The sequence below is a fragment of the Labrys monachus genome, assembly GCF_030814655.1.
GTDB lineage: Bacteria > Pseudomonadota > Alphaproteobacteria > Rhizobiales > Labraceae > Labrys > Labrys monacha.
This window is the reverse complement of record NZ_JAUSVK010000001.1, coordinates 5,849,168-5,866,809: the sequence shown is the minus strand read 5'-3', so window position 1 is coordinate 5,866,809 and position 17,642 is coordinate 5,849,168. Positions and strand designations below refer to the sequence as shown.

Sequence of the window (17,642 nt, the reverse complement as noted above, 5' to 3'; positions counted from 1 at the left end):
TACAAAACCCTTTGAAGCGGCCGTCGGATGTTTTATGTAGCGCGTGCTACACTAAATCTCAAGGAGGGCCGAATGGCCGCGTTTCAAGGAAAGTCTGTTCTGGTGCTCGGTGGCAGCCGGGGAATCGGAGCCGCGATCGTGCGGCGCTTCGCGACGGAGGGCGCAGTGGTGGCCTTCACCTATGGTGCGTCGCGAGAGGCGGCCGAACAGCTGGCGGCCGAAACCGGCAGCACGGCGGTCCTGACCGACAGCGCGGACCGCGACGCGGTGATCGCGCGGGTACGCGAGAGCGGACCGCTCGACATACTCGTGGTGAACGCCGGCTTCGCCCTCTTCGGCGACGCGCTGGAACAGGACCCGGATGAAATCGACCGGCTGTTCCGGGTCAATATCCACGCTCCCTATCATGCTTCGGTCGAGGCGGCGCGGCAGATGCCGGAGGGAGGGCGCATCATCGTGATCGGTTCGGTGAACGGCGATCGGATGCCGGTCCCGGGCATGGCGTCCTACGCGCTGAGCAAGTCCGCCCTGCAGGGCATGGCGCGCGGGCTGGCCCGCGATTTCGGGCCGCGCGGCATCACCATCAACATCGTGCAGCCCGGGCCGATCGACACCGATGCGAACCCTGCGGACGGGCCGATGAAAGAGCTGATGCACAGCTTCATGGCCATCAAGCGCCACGGGCGGCCCGAAGAGGTCGCGGGGATGGTGGCGTGGCTGGCAGGACCGGAGGCTGGCTTCGTGACGGGGGCGATGCACACGATCGACGGCGCCTTCGGCGCTTAGCCGCGTGGAGCCCGGGCCTGGCGCGCCTCTCGCAAGGTCGTCTGATGCCATCTCTCAAGGCGGCGGCGCCATTCGGATGCCGGGACGGTCGCCCTCCGACAAACGCGCGACAACTCACGGTTCCCAGACCGGTGGGCTTCCGATCAACGTCCGCAGCGCCTCGGTGAAGGCCCGCAGCTTGGCGCTCGGCTGCGGCAGGGCGCGCAGGAGATAGATGCCGGCCGGCGCGGCGTTCCAGGGTTCGTTGCCCGGCCGCAACCGGACCAGCCTGCCCGCTTTGACATCCGGTCCGACGACCCAGCTCGGCAGGAGCGCGATGCCCAGGCCGGACTCGGCCGCCGCGCGCAGGGCCTCGAAATCGTCTGAACGGAACGTCACCATGGCGTTCCCGCCATGCCCCGCCGGACCGTCGAGCACGTCCCGCCAGCCGAGAAGATCGGCGCCATGCAGCTTGTCCAGCAAACGGTGCACTGAGAGACCGGCCACGCTCTCCGGCGCACCCGCTCGCGCCAGATAGGCCGGGCTTGCCACCAGCAGCCGGGTCAGCGGCGCCAGCTTGGTGGCGATCAGCGTGCTGTCGTTGAGCGCCCCCATGCGGACGACGACATCGAGGCGCTCGAGAACCGGATCGGCCAGCCGCTCCGTCAGGTCGAGCTCGACCTTGAGCGCCGGGTGCTCGGTCTGCAGCGCGGCCACAACCGGCAGGACGTAGCGCTTGCCGAAGGTCGGGAAGCAGGCGATCCGCAGCGTGCCGGAGACGGCCCGGTCAAAGGCGGAGACCTCCGCGTGGGTGTCGGCCAGCTCGTCGAGAAGCCCCAGCGCCCGCTCGTGCAGCCGCCGGCCGGCATCGGTAAGCGCGAGGGCGCGTGTCGAGCGGATCAGCAGGGCAACGCCCAGATCCTCCTCCAACGCGTCGATCTGGCGCACGATCGCCGAAGGGGTCATGGCGCGCCGGCGGGCGGCGCCGGAAAAGCTCCCCGCCCTGACGACATCGACGAAGACGGACAGGAATTCGGCGAAGTGGGGTCTCATCTTTGCGATCCAGGCAAAGCCGTTTGCAGAAGGCTACGGCTTATCGCCGATCCCCGACAGTCGCACAGTCCTCCCCGTCGACACAGAGGCGGCGTGGCGTTTGACGCCGCCCGACGACTAGGAGAAACTGAGATGACCGTTCTTGAGGACCTGCTTCTGTCGCAGTCTGCCTATTCCGCCGAGATCGATGTTCCCTTTGAGAAGATCGACATCGCCGATTGGCTGTTCACGCTGCCGGAGGCTGAATATTTGCGCTGCTGCCCGCCCGACCACATCGCCGCGGGCACCACGACGACGGATGACGGCCGCCGCATGTCGATCAATGTCGAGATGATCGGCACCGGGCTCGTCATCCAGCATTATGTCGCCGAGGAGGCGACGCCGAGCTATTGCCGGATGAACTCGATCTCCGACGTGTTCACCCCCGTCGGGCGCACGCAGGTCAACGTCATCTGGGAACTGATCGCCGAGGCGATCGAGGGCGGCCGCACCCGCTACACCAACCGCGTTACCTCGCACCCGACCGACATCTTCATGGACTTCATCACCGCGCATGGCCAGACCTTCGAGCAGGCGGCCGCGGCCCGTCAGGCGGCGGGCGGCGATCACAACCGCCGGGAGACGCCGCTCTTCGCCGCCAGCATCGCCCGCCACGCGCTCGGCAAGGCCGCAACGCTATGAAGGCGATTATGTTCGATGATTTTGGCAGCGCGGCGATTCTCCGCCTCGCCGAGGCGCGATGCCGGAGCCACGCCCCGGCGATCTTCTGGTCAAGGTGAAGGCCGCTGGCGTCAATCGCGCCGATTTTCTGCAGCGGCAGGGCGATTACGGCCGCCAGAGCTATGGCGAGAGCGGCCTGCTCGGGCTGGAAGTGGCCGGAGAGGTGGTGGCCGTTGGCCGCGACGTCACGGATGTCCGCTCCGGCGAGCGGGTGATGGCGATCGTCGGCGGGGGTGTCTATGCCGAATATGCCCGCGTCGATCGCGGCATGGCGGTGCGCATTCCCGACGATCTCGATGATGTCGGAGCGGCGGCGGTGATGGAATCCTTCGTCACCGCCTGGGAAGCGGCGGTGCAAGCCTGGGCCATCATCGCCAACGAGGCCCGGCCCGCGCAAGGGCGCCCTGATGACGGTTCAGTCCTGCGAAGACGGCGCGTCGCCCATCATCTTGCTCAGCAGAAAGCTCAGCGCGATCCGTTCGGCGGGATTGAGGTGGATGAGCGTCTCCTCGCTGATGGCGCGCGCCTTGGGATACATGGCATCCAATAGGATGCGCCCTTCATCGGTCAGCGCCATCATCACCTTGCGGCCATCGCCGGCATCCTTCTTCAGCTCGAGCAGTCCACGCGCCTTCAATCGGTTGACGACGCCCCGGATCGTCGCCTGGTCCACCGCGGTCGCTCGGACCAGCTCCGCCTGGGAGCAATCCCCGAGATCCCTGAGGATGCAGAGCGTCACGAACTGGACGGAGGTCAGAGCGGTCGGCGAAGCCCGTTCGTTGAAGATGGCGAGATGGCGCTGATAGACCTTGCGCAGCATGTGCCCGACCTGCTGCGTGACATCATAGGTGTCGGACGTATTGGGCATGGCGGACGCTTCGATCATCGTTTCCAAGGGGGCAGGGGGCCGTTGACGGATCCGACATGGCGCCGCTGCGACGACGCCGGCCTGCCCAGAGCTTACAGCGCGCCGAGATCGGAGAAATAGTCTGTACGTTATAAATTTTCAGCAGACAGTTGACCGTCTCCTGATCATCTGCACAATTTGCAGGCGATTTCAGCAAATCTCTACCCGCTTGAGTAGTTCGGCGTGTGGAACACGTTGCGTATTCTAGTGCATGCACTGTATATTTGCACTGTTCAGGCGAACAGCTTCGCCGTTTTTTGCGAACGGGATAAGGAGCGCCGGCTTGCTCGCCGATCACCAAAGACAAATGCATTTGGTGGCATACCTCAAGACCGGCCCAACGGCGCGGTATGATGGCGGATGGCGTCATCCGGAGGCGACGCTCGACGATTTCCTCGGGGCCGAGCGCTACCAGCAAATAGCGCGTACGCTTGAAGCGGCGAAATTCGACGGCTGCTTCTTCGCCGATCTGCTGGGGTTGCAGGATATCCATCGGGGCAGCTATGAGGCCGTGCTCCGCGGGGGTGGACAGGTCAGCTATCTCGATCCCATGGTCGTGCTTCCCATCATGGCCGCCGCGACCCGTCGGCTCGGTCTCGGAGCGACACTGTCGACCACCTTCCACAATCCCTATCATCTGGCCCGTTGGCTCGGATCGCTCGATGTGCTGAGTGGCGGCCGTGCCGCCTGGAACATCGTCACCTCCGCCACGGATCTCGAAGCGCAGAATGTCGGCATGGACGCGATTCCACCCAAGGATGAGCGATATGATCGCGCCGAGGAGGTGATCGAGGCCTGTTGCGCCCTCTGGGATGGCTGGGACGACGACGCTTTCGTCCTCGACAAGCGGAATGGCGTCTTCGCGGATCCCTCAAGGGTGCGCTACGCCAATTACGAGGGGCGCTGGGTAAGGACGCGCGGCCCGCTGTCCATCCCGCGCAGCCCGCAGGGGCGCCCTGTCCTGATGCAGGCGGGGGCATCCGATCGCGGCCGCGACCTCGCCGCGAAATGGGCCGAAGTCATCTTCATGGTGCAGCGGACCAAGGCCGACCTTCAGGCCTTCTATGCCGACATCAAGGGGCGGATGGGCGCGCGGGGGCGGGCGCCCGGGGATTGCGCCATTCTTGCCGCCTCGACCTTCGTCATCGGCGAGACCGAATCGATCGCACGCGAGCGCGCCGACTATCTGAGGAGCCTCGTCGATCCCGACATCCGGCAGGCGCGTTATTCCGGCCATCTCGGCGTGGATCTCACCAGGCTGAAGGACGGCGAGGACATCGGCGGCCTGCAGGCAAATCAAGGGATTCATGGCTCCCGGATGGTGTTGGAGCAGGCGATGCGGGACAGTGGCGCGACCTTGCCGGAGGCGGCGGCGCGGCAGGGAGACGGCGATGAGATCGTCGGCACGCCCGGCTCCATCGCGGATCGCCTCCAGGACCTCTTCGAATCCGGGGCCTGCGACGGGTTCATCGTCGCCCCCACCTATTTTCCCGGCATGTTCGAGCAATTCTGCCGCGCGGTGGTACCTGAGCTGCAGCGGCGCGGGCTGTTTCGGAAGGAGTATTCCGGCACGACGCTCCGACATCATCTCTCGTCCTGAACGGACGGATGCGGGGCGGCGCGGCGGCAAGGATGAACGGCAACAAATATCTCCGGAGTGGAAGACGAACCATGAAGCGAATGACAGCAATGCGTGCCCGTCTGACCGGGCTGGCCCTTCTCGGACTTGCCGCGATCGGCCTCGCCGGCCATGCCAGCGCACAAGGCGTCGTGGACGCGGCCCGGGCTGCCCTGCCCGAGGCGACGCGCCAGTCCGGCACGCTCAAGGTGGCCACGTCCCTGCAGTGGGCGCCGTTCGACTATGCGTCGGAGAGCGGCGAGCCGGTCGGCATCGACATCAGCCTCATGCAGCTGCTCGCCGCCAAGCTGGGCCTCAAGGCCGAGTTCGAGGACCTCAAATTCCCCGCCATCATTCCGGGCGTGCAGGCGGGCCGCTTCGACGTGGGCGTCAACCAGTTCGACGTCAACGACGAACGCAGGAAGATCGTCGGCCAGCTGCCTTACTTCAACTCGGGCTACGGGCTGCTCGTGCGCAAGGGCGTGACGGGCATCGACGTGAACAATCTGTGCGGCAAGACACTGGCCCTGACCCAGGGCAGCGCGCAGATCGCCATTGCCGAGAAGCTGTCGGCCGCCTGCGTCGCGGCGAGCAAGCCCGAGATCGAGACGACCTTCTACCCCGACAGCGCGGACACCTATCTCGCCGTCGCCAATGGTCGCGGCGACGGCTTCCTGACGGCACGCGCCGTCGGCGTCTATATCTCCAAGGGCAACCCGAAGCTCGAGCTTGCGCCCGGCGCGCTCTCCGGCATGAACTCGATCTCGGGCATCATCGTCGGCAAGTCCAATGAAGGGCTTTACAAGGCTCTCCTGCTGGCGATGAAAAGCGCCATTGCCGACGGCTCCTACGCCGCCGTCCTCGACAAGTTCGGCGTGGCCGACGGCGCTCTGACCCTCGAGCAGATCGAAAAGTAAGGCCGTCTCTCGACGATGAGTCGGGAGGGGCTTGCGCTCTCCCGCCCGATCGGTTTGGGGAATTGTGGCTCGATCGAGGGGATCGAGCCACCTCATTGCTTCGCCTGGTGCAGCGCCGCGCACCCGACGCAGGCACCACTTCGGGAGCAGTCATGAGCGCACGCCTCGCGATGGACACCAAGGGACCTTCGGCGGCCATGTCGAAGGCGCCCGAGATCGTCGATCCACCCCGCTTCGGACGCTGGATAGGTGTCGTCCTCGTGGGCGGGGTGATGGCCTGGATCGTCTTTCAGGTTCTGACCAACCCGGGCTTTCAGTGGGATGTCGTCGGTCGATACCTCCTGAATGCCGGCGTCCTGAAAGGCGTGGCGATGACGCTGCAGCTCACCGTGATCGTCATGATCGTCGGGCTGCTCATCGGCATCGTCGTCGCGGTGATGCGCATGTCGGGCGATCCGCTGCTCATTTTCTGCGCCCACGCCTTCGTCTGGTTCTTCCGCGGTACGCCCGTGCTGGTCCAGCTGGTGTTCTGGTACAATCTGGCAGCCCTCTTCCCCGCCATCGAAATCGGCATTCCGTTCGGGGGGCCGAAATTCTTCGAGATTCCGGCCACCGTCGCCATTTCGTCCTTCACCGCCGCGCTGCTCGGCCTCGGCCTGAACGAGGGAGCCTATATGGCGGAGATCATCCGCGCGGGCCTGCTGTCGGTCGACAACGGACAGACCGAAGCTTCCAAGGCGCTCGGCCACAAGCCCTGGCAGACCTTCTGGATCGTCGTGCTGCCGCAGGCGATGAAGGCGATCGTGCCGCCGACGGGCAACCAGGTGGTCGGGATGCTCAAATACACCTCGATCGCCAGCGTGGTTGCCCTCTACGAGCTGATGCACTCGGTCGAACTCATCTATTCCAGGACCTTCGAGACCGTGCCGCTGCTGATCGTCGCGGCCCTGTGGTATCTCTTCCTGGTGAGCATCCTGTCGGTCATCCAGTATTTCATCGAGAAATATTACTCGAAGGGCTGGCATCGGCAGGACGATCGGGGCGTGTGAGCCGTGAACAGCATCCCCCTCAACGCAGACCGGGCCTCGCGCATGACCGCACCGAACACCGACGAGCCGCTCGTCCGATGCGAAAACATCTGGAAGACGCGCGGACACAACCTCGTCCTCAAGGGCGTCGATCTGAAGGCCGACAAAGGCGAGGTGGTCTGCCTCCTCGGGCCGTCCGGCGCCGGCAAGAGCACGCTGCTCCGCTGCATCAACGCCATCGAGCTGGCGGATCGCGGGCTGGTGCATGTCGACGGGGTGCCGATCGGCTGCACGCTGCGCAACGGCACCTATGTGCGCCTGACTGAAAGCCAGCTCAGCCGCCAGCGCGCGGACATCGGCATGGTGTTCCAGAACTTCAACCTGTTCCCGCATATGTCGGTACTGAGCAACATCATCGACGCGCCCATGCGCATCCGGGGAGAAACACGCGCGGCGGCGACGGAGCGGGCGCACGAACTCCTGCACAAGGTCGGCCTTTCGGAGAAGGCGGGCTCCTATCCGCGTCATCTGTCGGGCGGCCAGCAGCAGCGCATCGCCATCGCCCGCGCGCTCGCCATGCAGCCGAAGCTCATGCTGTTCGACGAGCCGACCTCGGCGCTCGATCCCCACCTGACGGACGAAGTGCTCGATGTCATCAAGGGCCTCGCCGCGACCGGCATGACGATGATCATCGTCACCCACGAAATCCAGTTCGCCCGAGACGTCGCCGACACCGCCGCGGTGATGAGCGACGGGGTGATCATCGAAATGGGCCCGGCCAGGGACGTGCTCTCGCGGCCGACGGACCCGCGCACCCGAACCTTCCTGGCCCGTTCCCTCCCGGACCATCAGCAGCAGGCGGTATAGCAGCATGAGCGACATTCGCCGCAGCTGGCTCATGGTCATCGACCATCAGCCGGCCTTCACCCACCCCGGCAGCGCCTGGTTCACGCCGGCGGCGGTGCAGTCGACGCCGAAAGTGGCCTCGCTGGTCCCGCTCTATGGCGACCACGTGGTCTTCACGCGCTTCGTCCCGCCTGCGGCGCCGAGCGGCAGCTGGATCCCCTATTACGACAAGTGGTCGTTCGCCTATGCCGAGGGCTCGGACTGGCTCTGGGACGTCGACGATCCCTGGCGGACGCGATCGAGCATCTCCAGCGACACCTTCTCGAAATGGACACCGCAGGCCCGGGCGATCTTCGCCCCCGAGGACGAGATCGTCATGTGCGGCATCTCGACGGATTGCTGCGTGCTGGCCACCGCCTTCGCCGCCGTCGATGCCGGGGCGCATGTCCGGATCGTCGCCGATGCCTGCGCCGCCAAAAGCCAGGCGGTTCACGAGAATGCCCTGGCGATCATGGCCTCGCGCGCCCCGCAGCTGACGATCGTCACCGCCGCCGAGGAAGCCGAACGGATGCGGCGGGCGTTGCCGAACAGGGGAGAGCAATGATGGGCAAGACCATGCATCTGGGCATGATTCTGCTGGGCACCGGCAGCCATGTCGCAGGATGGCGCATGCCGGACGCCCAGTTCGGATCGCAGAACCTGCCTTTGCTCCGGCAGGTGGTGCAGAAGGCGGAGGCGGGCAAGCTCGACTTCGTGTTCTTCGCCGATGCCGTGAATACCGGCCTCGACGCCCATCCCGGCATGATGCTCCGCTTCGAGCCGCTCACGCTGCTGGCGGCGCTGGCGATGAGCACCTCGCGCATCGGGCTGGTGGCGACCGTCTCGACGACCTATTCGGAACCCTACAACATCGCCCGCGCCTTCGCCTCGATCGACCATCTGAGCCAGGGCCGGGCGGGCTGGAACGTCGTCACCGGCTCGAGCCCGGACGCCGCCGCGAATTTCAGCCGGGACAAGCATCCCCCGCATGAGGAGCGCTACGCGATCGCCGAGGAATATGTCGCGATCGCCAAGGGCCTGTGGGACAGCTGGCAGGAAGGCGCGCTCGTCGGCGACAAGGAACGGGGCATCTTCGTCGACCCCACGAAGATGCATGTCCTCGATCATCAGGGCGCTCATTTCAGCGTGAAGGGCCCCCTCAACATCACGCGCCCGCCGCAGGGCTATCCGGTCATCTTCCAGGCCGGCGCCTCCGATCGCGGTCTCGATTTTGCCGCTGCCACCGCCGAAGTCGTCTTTGCCGCCCAACAGGTCCAGGAGGAGGCGCTCGCCTTCGCCGACAGGCTGCGCGACAAGGCCGAGGCTGCGGGCCGGGCGCGGGAGGCGGTCAAGGTTGTCTGCGGCGTCTCGCCGGTCATCGGCCGTACCGAGGAGGAGGCGAAGGAGATCGTCGCCGAGCTCGCCTCGATGATGGACACCAAGGCCGCGATGCGGGTGCTCTCCGACCGCCTCGGCCATGACATGAACCAGTTCCCGCTCGACGAGCCGGTGCCGGATCTTCCCCCGTCGGGCATGATGCAGGGCCACGCCATCCAGCTATCCTCCATCGCCCGGCGCAAGAAGATGACGCTTCGCCAGCTGCGCGACTACGCCGCGGTGAGCTCGGGGCATCGGCTGCTGGTCGGCACGGCCGAACAGGTGGCCGACGACTTCGAGGACTGGTTCCGCAGCGGCGCTGCGGATGGTTTCGCCATCATGTCCACCCATCTGCCCGGCCCGGCGGAGCGTTTCGTGGACGAGGTGGTCCCCCTTCTCGTCGAGCGCGGCCTGTTCCGTTCCGAGTATGCCGGCAGCACGCTCAGGGACCATCTCGGCCTCCCCCGGCCGGCACATCCCGCGGCTGTGGCCGGCATGGCGACAGGTGTGGAGGGATGAGGCTTTTCCCAAAGGGCGATTGATCGGCACAACGAGGGACGAGCCGCCGGTTCCGTCCGCGGCATTTGCGCCAACGTCCCGCGCCTGTTTGCGGCCGGCCTGCTCCCGATCGCTCCCGTATAGGCCTTCGATCCGGCTTTGCCCTCGCCGCCTGTTTCGACGCCGCGCACGGGTCGATGGCGCCGCGATGACGAGGAGGAAGGCACGCAGGTTCGCGGGTCGCGCCATTTCGCCGTCGCGCGACAGGGCATGATAGCCGGCTTCGGATCGGCTCTATTGCCGGTGGACCACGACGTTGAAGCCTTCGTCGGGCGCCGGCGCGATGAAGTGGCTCGTGATGAGATCGAATTGCTCGTCGGTTGCCGCGAACGCGTGCTCTCCGCGCGCATTGCGCGCCCGAAGCCGAGCCTTGCAGACGGCATCGGGAACATCGAGGTAATGCAGTTGATGGGAGGCCCCGGCCTCCTCGAACAATGCGCGCATCCATGTGCGCTGGGCCGGCGTGTTCGCCGGAAAGTCCAGGACAACCGAAACGCCGCATGTGAGGAGCGCGACCAGATGCGATCCCATTGCGTCCCGAAGGTGAGCGGAACAGCGAATGTAATCGGCGACCGAGGTCATCGCTCCCGGATAGAGCCGGGACAGCCAATGATCCTCGCTGACGACGACGGTGTTGGGCAGGCGGCCGAGTTGAGCGGTGAGCGTCGACTTGCCGGAGGCAATTTTGCCGCACAGGAGATGCAGCGTCGCTTGGTTCGATGACATGTCCATAGACTTTGCGCTCGGCGCTCTACACGCCGTTGATGTTCACATGCGGGACGCCCCGGCCCGACATATCAGGCCGGGTGGCTAATTCGGCCGCCAAAGGCGGCATCCGCATGGTGAACAGGGAAGGTCATCGACCTACGCTGTACTCTTCCGAGGCCTTCCCGTCCAGATGGAGCCCGTCCGCTTCAGGGCAGGGAACGAACCCAGCGCTCGTCTTCATCGGCCGCCGCCCGTCATTCGGGCAGGGGCCTGCCGGTGAACGGCCTCGCTGCCGTTCACCAATCCGCGAGGCTTCCGTTCACAGACGCGGTCCGCCGAGGGTGAAGCCGCCATCCACCACGATGTCCTGGCCGGTGACAAATCCGGCGTCCTCGGACAGCAGCCACGCGATGGTCCCCGCGACGTCTTCCGGCGTTCCGTTTCGGCGCAGGGGTGCATGGGCGGCGAGACGCGCTGAAAATAGGGGATCGAGAACCTCTTCGGCCATCGGCGTCAGGATGATGCCGGGGCTGACGCTGTTGACCCGGATGTTGCGCGGCCCTTGCTCCATCGCGAGCGTGCGCATCATGGCGACGAGCGCGCCCTTGGTGGCGGCATAGGCGCCGGCGCCGGGCATCACGGCGCTGGCGGTCCATGAGGCGTTGATGACGATGGCGCCGCCTTCGAGATGAGGCAGGCAATGCTTGATGCCGAGGAACGTCCCCAGCAGGTTCGTGGCGACGGGTCCCTCGAAGTCGGAAATCTCGGTTTCGGCGAGCGGCTTGAACTCGCCGAGCACACCTGCATTGGCAAAGAGGCCGTCGATACGGCCGCCTGTGTCGATCGCCTGCTCGACCATCGCCTTCACCGCCGCGTCGCTGCCGATATCGCAGGCGATTGCCGATGCCGTTCCGCCGGCGGCGATGATCTCGGCAGCCAGTTGATCGAGAGGTCTCGGTCGCCGCCCGACAAGAACGGTTCGCGCCCCCTCCTTTGAGAGGCGGAGCGCCGCAGCGCGCCCCATGCCGGTTCCTGCCCCTGTGACGATGATCGTCTTTTCCGCAAACCGCGTCCGCATTCTTGCCATTTCCTTCGAGGGCCTCGCTGCAGGCGTTGTAATTGCTTTTCGACGGGAGAATAATCGGGCGATATCTTGGATCATTTGAAAGTTATGCCATTAAATGGATCTGCTTCGTTCCATGCAGGCGTTCGTCGCCACGGTGCAGGCCGGCTCCATGAGCGCAGCTGCGGCCGCCATCGGGCTCTCGCCCGCGATGGTCGGGCAGCACATAGCCGCGCTGGAGGAGCACCTCGGCACCCGGCTCCTCAACCGGACCACGCGCCGTCAAAGCCTGACGGATTTTGGCTCGGACTATTTCGAGCAATGCCGCGACATCCTCGATCGGATCGCGCTCGCCGAGGAAGCCGCCGAGCTGCAGCGGACGGCGGCTCAGGGGCGCTTGCGCATAACCGCGCCCACGACCTTCGGCACCGAAGCGCTGATGCCGGCCCTCGCCGGTTACCGGGCTCTTGCGCCGGAGGTGGAACTCGACATCGGTTTGACTGATCGCAATGTCGATCTTGTCGATGAGGGCTTCGACATTGCCTTTCGCATCGGCGCCATGCCGGACGGCAGCATGATCGCGCGATCGCTGATGCCATATCGCATGGTGGTCTGCGCCGCGCCCGATTACCTTTCCCGCAAAGGCACGCCTTCGCATCCGGGCGAGCTGGACGGGCACGAGGCCGTCGCGTTCACGCCCTCGGCCCGTTCCGCCTGGAGGTTTACGCAAGGAGAGGAGGATGTACAGGTCTCGCCCATCCGCATGATCAACGTGAACAGCGGCCAGGCCGTCCGTGCAGCGGCACGGGCGGGCCTCGGCATCATCATGCAGCCGGAAATTCTGGTGAAACGGGACCTGGAAGCGGGATGCCTGATCCGTCTTTTCCCGGACTGGCGGCTCGACGAGCGCCCGATGTGGCTGCTCTACTACCGTGATCGGCGCATGACGCCCCGGCTGCGCAGCTTCATTTCCTTTGCCGTCGCGGCATTCGGCTCATCCGGGAGCGAGGACGAAGGGACGCCGGCCTCTGCCTGAACGAGAGCCGGACCGATCTTCCGGCCGGCAGCGATATTCCTTGCAGGATGAAAGCCAGGGATAAGCCGGAAGGGGCAGCCGGCCTGCCTCGCCTAGCCCCGCATATGTCGTCTGTCCGGCTCGACGGTTGCCGCCTGTGGCGATGCCACGCGCGCTTGCGCCCCATCGGCGGCAGGAGCGTCGCGGTCGTCCCACAGCGATCGGATGCGTTCGGCGTCCTCCGCCGTCGCCGGGTTGTAGACCACCATGGTGAGGTCCGTCCGTCCGTCGACCGCAAAGGCCGAATATTCGAACGCGATGCGGCCCGCGACCGCATGGCGGATATGCTTGACGGTCTCGCCATGAGGTCCGCGGACGTCGTTGTCGCGCCACATCGCCTTGAATTCGGGGCTGAGCCGGCAGAGTTCGTCGACCAGCGGTTCGACTTCTTCGGAAGCGCCGGCCCGGGCGACGTCCGCCCTGAACGTGCCCAATGCGAAGCGCGCCACGCTTTCCCAATGATATTGCGCGGCGCGGGCCCGCGGATCGAGGAAGATGAAGCGCAGGATGTTGCGTTCCTCCGGGCGAAGCGACCCATAGTCCATCAGCATCGCGGTCGCCGCCCGGTTCCAGGCCATGACATCCCATAGCGCGGTCCTGATCAGGGCGGGGCTGGGGTCCAGCGCGTCGAGAACGCGTTGCAGCCGCGGCGTGACGCCGTCGCTTTTCTGGTAGCGCACCTCGGGGAGGCGGCCGAGGCCGAGCAGGAAGAGGTGCTCGCGCTCGGCATCGGTGAGCAGGAGCGCTCGCGCGATCCGATCGAGCACGTCCGTTGAGGGTGCTCCGCCGCGGCCCTGTTCGAGCCAGGTGTACCAGGTCGGGCTGATATTGGCGCGCTGCGCCACTTCCTCGCGACGCAGGCCCGGGGTGCGGCGACGCTCCGCGGGAAAGCCGAGAGCCGCCGGGTCGAGCTTGGCACGACGATCCTTCAGATACCCGCCGAGCAGGTTCACGGCCGTGACGCGGTCGACCATCCTGTTAGCCTCTATACTACGATAAAGTCCCTACTTTACCGGAATAACGCATCGGCGCACCTTTGTCTCCGACGAAATGTGGAGCTGTGCCCATGCGTGTATTTGTAACCGGTGCCACCGGCTGGGTTGGGTCGGCCATCGTGGCGGATCTGATCGCCGCCGGCCATGCGGTGCTCGGCCTCGTCCGCTCGGACGCGGGCGCCGAAGCCCTGGCCGCGGCCGGCGCCGAGGTTCGTCGCGGCACGATCCAGGACCTCGCCGGCCTCGAGGCCGCTGTATCGCAGGTGGATGGCGTGATTCACACCGCCTTCAACCACGACTTCTCGAAGATCGCGGAGAGCGGGGCGGACGAGCAGCGCGCCATCGCGGCGATGGGCGGCGTGCTGGAAGGCTCCGACCGCCCGCTCATCGTCACCTCCGGCGTCGCGCTCCTCGCGCCGGGGACCGTCGTGACGGAACTGAGCCGGCCCCGTCCCCCCGCCGACGCCTTTCCCCGCAACCCGGAAGCCGCGGTGGCCGCGCTGAGGGCGCGCGGCATACGCGCCACGGCCGTGCGGCTTCCGCCATCGGTCCACGGTCATGGCGATCACGGCTTCGTGCCGCGCGTCATCGGCCTCGCCCGCGAGAAGGGCGTCTCCGCCTATGTCGGGGACGGTCTCAACCGCTGGCCGGCGGTGCACCGGCTCGACGCGGCCCGCGTCTTTCGGCTGGCCCTGGAGCGCGGCGGCGAAGGAGGCCCGTTCCACGCTGTCGCCGAGGAAGGCGTGCCATTCAAGGCGATCGCCGAGGTGATCGGCCGGCGGCTGGACGTGCCGGTCGTGTCACAGACGGCGGACGAGGCAGCAGCGCATTTCGGCTGGTTCGCCAGGTTCGCGGCCGTCGACTGCCCGGCCTCGAGCGAGAGAACCCGCTCGCTGCTCGGCTGGAAGCCCGGGCAGGCCGGACTCATCGAGGACATCGACCATCCCAGCTATTTTGCTTCCTAGAACAAGGATCGACTCTATGCGTGTATTCGTCACCGGCGCGACAGGAAATATCGGCTCGCGCGTCGTCAGGGAATTGATCGCGGCGGGCCATGAGGTGCTCGGCCTCTGCCGCTCGGATGAGAAGGCTGCGGCGCTGGCTGCCGCCGGCGCCGAGGTCGTCCGCGGCTCGCTCCAGGATCTGGGCGGCCTGAAGAGCGCTGCCGCCCGGTCGGACGGCGTCATCCATCTCGCCTTCAACCATGATTTTTCGCGATTCGTGGCCAATTGCGAGGATGACCGTCGCGTGATCGAGGCGCTCGGCTCGGCTCTCGCCGACTCCGGCCGGCAACTGATCGTGACCTCGGGAACCCCCATGGCCAACACCGTGTCCGGCCAGCCGGCTAGGGAGGGCAACGCCATCGTCGGTTCGGACGTGCATCCGCGCGCGGCCTCGGAGGAGGCTGCCGCCTCCCTCGCTGCGGCCGGGGTCAATGTGGCGGTGATGCGCCTCCCGCAGGTCCATGACACCGTCACCCAAGGCCTCGTCACCCCGGCGATCGGGATGTATCGCGCGAAGGGAGTGTGCGCCTATGTCGGGGACGGGCTGAACCGTTGGCCGGCGGCGCATGTCCTCGACGTGGCCCGCCTCTACAGGCTGGCGATCGAAAGGGCCGAGCCGAACGCGCGGTATCACGCCGTCACCGAGGAAGGCGTGGCGACACGCGACATCGCCGAAGCCATCGGCCGACGCCTGAAGCTGCCGGTCAAGTCCATCCCGCCGCAAGAGGCTTCGGATTTCTTCGGCTGGCTGGCCATGTTCGCCGGGCAGGACCTGCCCGCCTCGAGCGCGCAGACGCGAGCCGCGCTCGGCTGGGAGCCGGTCGGGCCGGGGCTCATCGCCGATCTCGATCGCCTGGGCGATGAGGCCGTCCAGATGGCCGGCCGCTGATCCTCGGCCGGCTTAAAGTTCGCTGTCGCCCGGCAAGGCGGCGGCGACCGCGTCGATGGCGAGCCGGACGCGCAGGGGCAGATGCGGCGTCTCGGGCCACAGGGCATGGGTCCTGAACACGAGCTGCGGCGCGTTCGCCAGGAGCGGCACGAGCAGTCCGCCGCGGACCCGCTCCCGGATGAGCCAGCAGGGCAGCCAGGCGAGGCCGTGCCCCGCCTCGGCCGCGTCGGCGATCGCTTCCAGGTCGTCGAAGTGAAGCCGGCTCGGCGGGGTGACTTCCCGCAGCCCGCCGTCGCCGCCAGGAAATTGCCATGCCTTGACGCGTCCGCCGCGTCCATAGGTGATGCCGCGATGCGCGGGCAGGTCGTCCAGCGTCTCCGGGCGGCCGTGCCCGGCAAGATAGGCCGGCGAACCGCAGACGGTCATGCGTTGCAGGCTGACCGTCCGCGTCATCAGCCCTGCGCCGTCGCCGATCGCGCCGTTGCGGATCGCGAGGTCGAAGCCGTCTTCGATCAGGTCGACCGGGCGGTCGCAGAAGGAGAGGTCGAGTTCGAGCTTGGGGTGCCTCGCCGCCAGCCGGGTGAGCACCGGCGCGACGCAGCGTCGCCCGAACAGCACCGGCACCGACACGCGCAACCGGCCCGACGCCTCGCGCCGGCCGGAGTCGATCGCCGTCTCGCCGGCCCGCAGCTCTTCGAGCGCCCGGGCGCAACGCTCGTAATAGATCTGCCCGTCCTCGGTGAGGGTGTGGCTGCGCGTCGTGCGGTGAAACAGCCGGACATCGAGCCGCGCCTCGATCCGCGCGATCGTCTTGGCGACCGCCGAGCGGGTGAGGTGCAGCCGCTCGGCGGCGGCGGCGAAGCTGCCGGTTTCGACCGCCGCCACGAACACGTCCACGCCGCTCAGCAACTCGCCCATATTGTCAGCCGTAAGGAACCAATGCTGAGAGTTTATATCACCACCGGCGCCTAAAATTCAACGATACAGTGCTGGCCATCGAAATTTCGGCATCAGGAGCAATGGATGGCCAGGACGATGAAACGATGGGAGATGGACGGCCTCGGCCGCGACCGGCTCGCCTTGAAGCAGGCGCCGGTTCCCGAACCGGCGACCGGCGAAGTGCTGGTGAGGGTGGCGGCGGTTTCGCTCAATTACCGCGACAGGCTGGTGATCGAACGCGGCATGGGCCTGCCGCTCGCCTTTCCCTTCACGCCGGCCTCCGATCTCGCCGGAACGGTCGAGGCCGTCGGGCCGGGGGCGAAGCGCTTCGCCCCCGGCGACCGGGTGATCTCGACATTCGCGCCCGGCTGGATCGAGGGCGCGCCGCTCGGCAATGCGCGCACGCCGCCCTACCGCACCCTCGGCGGAGCCTATCCCGGCGTGCTCGCCGATTATGTCGCCTTCCCCGAGGACTGGTTCGTCCGCGCGCCGGCCTCGCTCGACGATGCCCAGGCGAGCACCTTGCCCTGCGCGGGCCTCACCGCCTGGTTCGCCCTGGTCGAAAAGGGGAGGGTGCGTGCCGGCGAGACGGTGCTGGTGGAGGGCACCGGCGGGGTCGCGTTGTTCGGCCTCCAGATCGCCAGGGCGCATGGAGCGCAGGTGATCGTCGTCTCGGGCAGCGCCGGGAAGCTGGAACGCGCCAGGAGCCTCGGTGCCGATCACGCCATCGACCGCACGGCGGAGGACTGGGTGGAAGCCGTGCTGCGCATCACCGACGACCATGGCGCCGATCAGATTCTCGAGATCGTCGGCGGCCCGCATCTCGGCAAGGCGGTGCAGGCGGCGGCCATCGGTGGACAAATCCATCAGATCGGCGTCATCGAGGGCTTCGAGGTCGCGGCGCCCGTCGGGCCCCTGATGCTGAAGAACCTCACGATCCAGGGCATCGGCGTCGGGCATCGCCGGGCGCTGGAACATCTGGTCGTCGCCGTCGACCGCATCGGACTGACGCCGGTCATCGATGCGCGCTACCCGGCTGCCGAACTCCCCGCCGCGCTCGATCATCTCGACCGCGGCGCCTTCGGCAAGATCGTCGTCGAGATGACGTGAGGAGGACGGCGCGCGTCCGAGGTCCGGGCGC

Annotated in this window: 18 protein-coding genes and 1 pseudogene; 13 read left to right on the top strand and 6 right to left on the bottom strand. The window is 66.8% G+C overall.

Annotated features, from left to right (window positions below; translation table 11 throughout):
• The first annotated feature begins 72 nt into the window (after window positions 1-72).
• Window positions 73-786: an SDR family oxidoreductase gene (gene bdcA / locus J3R73_RS26785; RefSeq protein ID WP_307434470.1), complete on the top strand. Its 714-nt coding sequence runs from the start codon at window positions 73-75 to the stop codon at window positions 784-786.
• Window positions 787-900: 114 nt separating this feature from the next.
• On the opposite strand, the gene J3R73_RS26780 is transcribed toward bdcA, so the two are convergent.
• Window positions 901-1,818: a LysR family transcriptional regulator gene (locus tag J3R73_RS26780; RefSeq protein WP_307434467.1), complete on the bottom strand. Its 918-nt coding sequence runs from the start codon at window positions 1,816-1,818 to the stop codon at window positions 901-903.
• Between the two features lie 132 nt (window positions 1,819-1,950).
• Here J3R73_RS26780 and J3R73_RS26775 point away from each other — a divergent pair, with 132 nt between their 5' ends.
• Both J3R73_RS26775 and J3R73_RS26770 read left to right on the top strand, forming a co-directional pair.
• A complete protein-coding gene (locus J3R73_RS26775; protein WP_307434464.1) occupies window positions 1,951-2,499 on the top strand; it encodes a hypothetical protein in 549 nt (182 codons plus the stop codon).
• Between the two features lie 58 nt (window positions 2,500-2,557).
• Window positions 2,558-2,767 (top strand): annotated as a pseudogene (locus J3R73_RS26770) (alcohol dehydrogenase catalytic domain-containing protein); the annotation flags it as partial.
• Window positions 2,768-2,953: 186 nt separating this feature from the next.
• Here the strand turns inward: J3R73_RS26770 and J3R73_RS26765 are convergent.
• Window positions 2,954-3,424, bottom strand: coding sequence for a MarR family winged helix-turn-helix transcriptional regulator (locus tag J3R73_RS26765; RefSeq protein WP_307434462.1), 471 nt, complete (start codon window positions 3,422-3,424; stop codon window positions 2,954-2,956).
• 328 nt (window positions 3,425-3,752) lie between these two features.
• Here J3R73_RS26765 and J3R73_RS26760 point away from each other — a divergent pair, with 328 nt between their 5' ends.
• From J3R73_RS26760 to J3R73_RS26735, 6 genes are all read left to right on the top strand, one after another.
• Window positions 3,753-5,045: an LLM class flavin-dependent oxidoreductase gene (locus J3R73_RS26760; RefSeq protein WP_307434460.1), complete on the top strand. Its 1,293-nt coding sequence runs from the start codon at window positions 3,753-3,755 to the stop codon at window positions 5,043-5,045.
• Window positions 5,046-5,116: 71 nt separating this feature from the next.
• Window positions 5,117-5,980: an ABC transporter substrate-binding protein gene (locus tag J3R73_RS26755; protein WP_307434458.1), complete on the top strand. Its 864-nt coding sequence runs from the start codon at window positions 5,117-5,119 to the stop codon at window positions 5,978-5,980.
• A 152-nt stretch (window positions 5,981-6,132) separates the two neighbouring features.
• Window positions 6,133-7,029: an amino acid ABC transporter permease gene (locus J3R73_RS26750; RefSeq protein ID WP_307434455.1), complete on the top strand. Its 897-nt coding sequence runs from the start codon at window positions 6,133-6,135 to the stop codon at window positions 7,027-7,029.
• A 42-nt stretch (window positions 7,030-7,071) separates the two neighbouring features.
• A complete protein-coding gene (locus J3R73_RS26745) occupies window positions 7,072-7,875 on the top strand; it encodes an amino acid ABC transporter ATP-binding protein (RefSeq protein WP_307437717.1) in 804 nt (267 codons plus the stop codon).
• Window positions 7,876-7,879: 4 nt separating this feature from the next.
• A complete protein-coding gene (locus J3R73_RS26740; RefSeq protein WP_307434453.1) occupies window positions 7,880-8,458 on the top strand; it encodes a cysteine hydrolase family protein in 579 nt (192 codons plus the stop codon).
• On the top strand, window positions 8,458-9,789 hold the full coding sequence (locus J3R73_RS26735) for an LLM class flavin-dependent oxidoreductase (RefSeq protein WP_307434450.1): 1,332 nt from the start codon (window positions 8,458-8,460) through the stop codon (window positions 9,787-9,789). Before J3R73_RS26740 ends, J3R73_RS26735 begins: the two co-directional genes overlap by 1 nt.
• Window positions 9,790-10,062: 273 nt before the next feature.
• Here the strand turns inward: J3R73_RS26735 and J3R73_RS26730 are convergent, their stop codons facing one another.
• Window positions 10,063-10,554 carry a P-loop nucleotide/nucleoside kinase family protein gene (locus J3R73_RS26730; RefSeq protein WP_307434447.1) on the bottom strand — a complete coding sequence of 164 codons (492 nt, stop codon included), beginning with the start codon at window positions 10,552-10,554 and terminating at the stop codon, window positions 10,063-10,065.
• Window positions 10,555-10,855: 301 nt separating this feature from the next.
• On the bottom strand, window positions 10,856-11,614 hold the full coding sequence (locus tag J3R73_RS26725; protein ID WP_307434444.1) for an SDR family NAD(P)-dependent oxidoreductase: 759 nt from the start codon (window positions 11,612-11,614) through the stop codon (window positions 10,856-10,858).
• Between the two features lie 103 nt (window positions 11,615-11,717).
• Between J3R73_RS26725 and J3R73_RS26720 the strand changes: the two genes are divergently transcribed.
• Window positions 11,718-12,635, top strand: coding sequence for a LysR family transcriptional regulator (locus tag J3R73_RS26720; RefSeq protein WP_307434441.1), 918 nt, complete (start codon window positions 11,718-11,720; stop codon window positions 12,633-12,635).
• 92 nt (window positions 12,636-12,727) lie between these two features.
• Here J3R73_RS26720 and J3R73_RS26715 read toward each other — a convergent pair whose 3' ends face one another.
• Window positions 12,728-13,648 (bottom strand): helix-turn-helix transcriptional regulator, encoded by a 921-nt coding sequence (locus J3R73_RS26715; protein WP_307434439.1) that lies wholly within the window; start codon window positions 13,646-13,648, stop codon window positions 12,728-12,730.
• A 92-nt stretch (window positions 13,649-13,740) separates the two neighbouring features.
• On the opposite strand from J3R73_RS26715, the gene J3R73_RS26710 reads away from it, so the two are divergent.
• Entirely contained in the window at window positions 13,741-14,634 is an 894-nt protein-coding gene (locus J3R73_RS26710) for an SDR family oxidoreductase (protein WP_307434436.1), read from the top strand.
• A 16-nt stretch (window positions 14,635-14,650) separates the two neighbouring features.
• Window positions 14,651-15,562, top strand: coding sequence for an SDR family oxidoreductase (locus J3R73_RS26705; protein WP_307434433.1), 912 nt, complete (start codon window positions 14,651-14,653; stop codon window positions 15,560-15,562).
• Window positions 15,563-15,574: 12 nt separating this feature from the next.
• On the opposite strand, the gene J3R73_RS26700 is transcribed toward J3R73_RS26705, so the two are convergent.
• Window positions 15,575-16,480 (bottom strand): LysR family transcriptional regulator, encoded by a 906-nt coding sequence (locus tag J3R73_RS26700; RefSeq protein ID WP_307434430.1) that lies wholly within the window; start codon window positions 16,478-16,480, stop codon window positions 15,575-15,577.
• A 105-nt stretch (window positions 16,481-16,585) separates the two neighbouring features.
• Between J3R73_RS26700 and J3R73_RS26695 the strand changes: the two genes are divergently transcribed.
• Entirely contained in the window at window positions 16,586-17,611 is a 1,026-nt protein-coding gene (locus J3R73_RS26695; protein WP_307434426.1) for a zinc-dependent alcohol dehydrogenase family protein, read from the top strand.
• The last annotated feature ends 31 nt before the right edge of the window (window positions 17,612-17,642 follow it).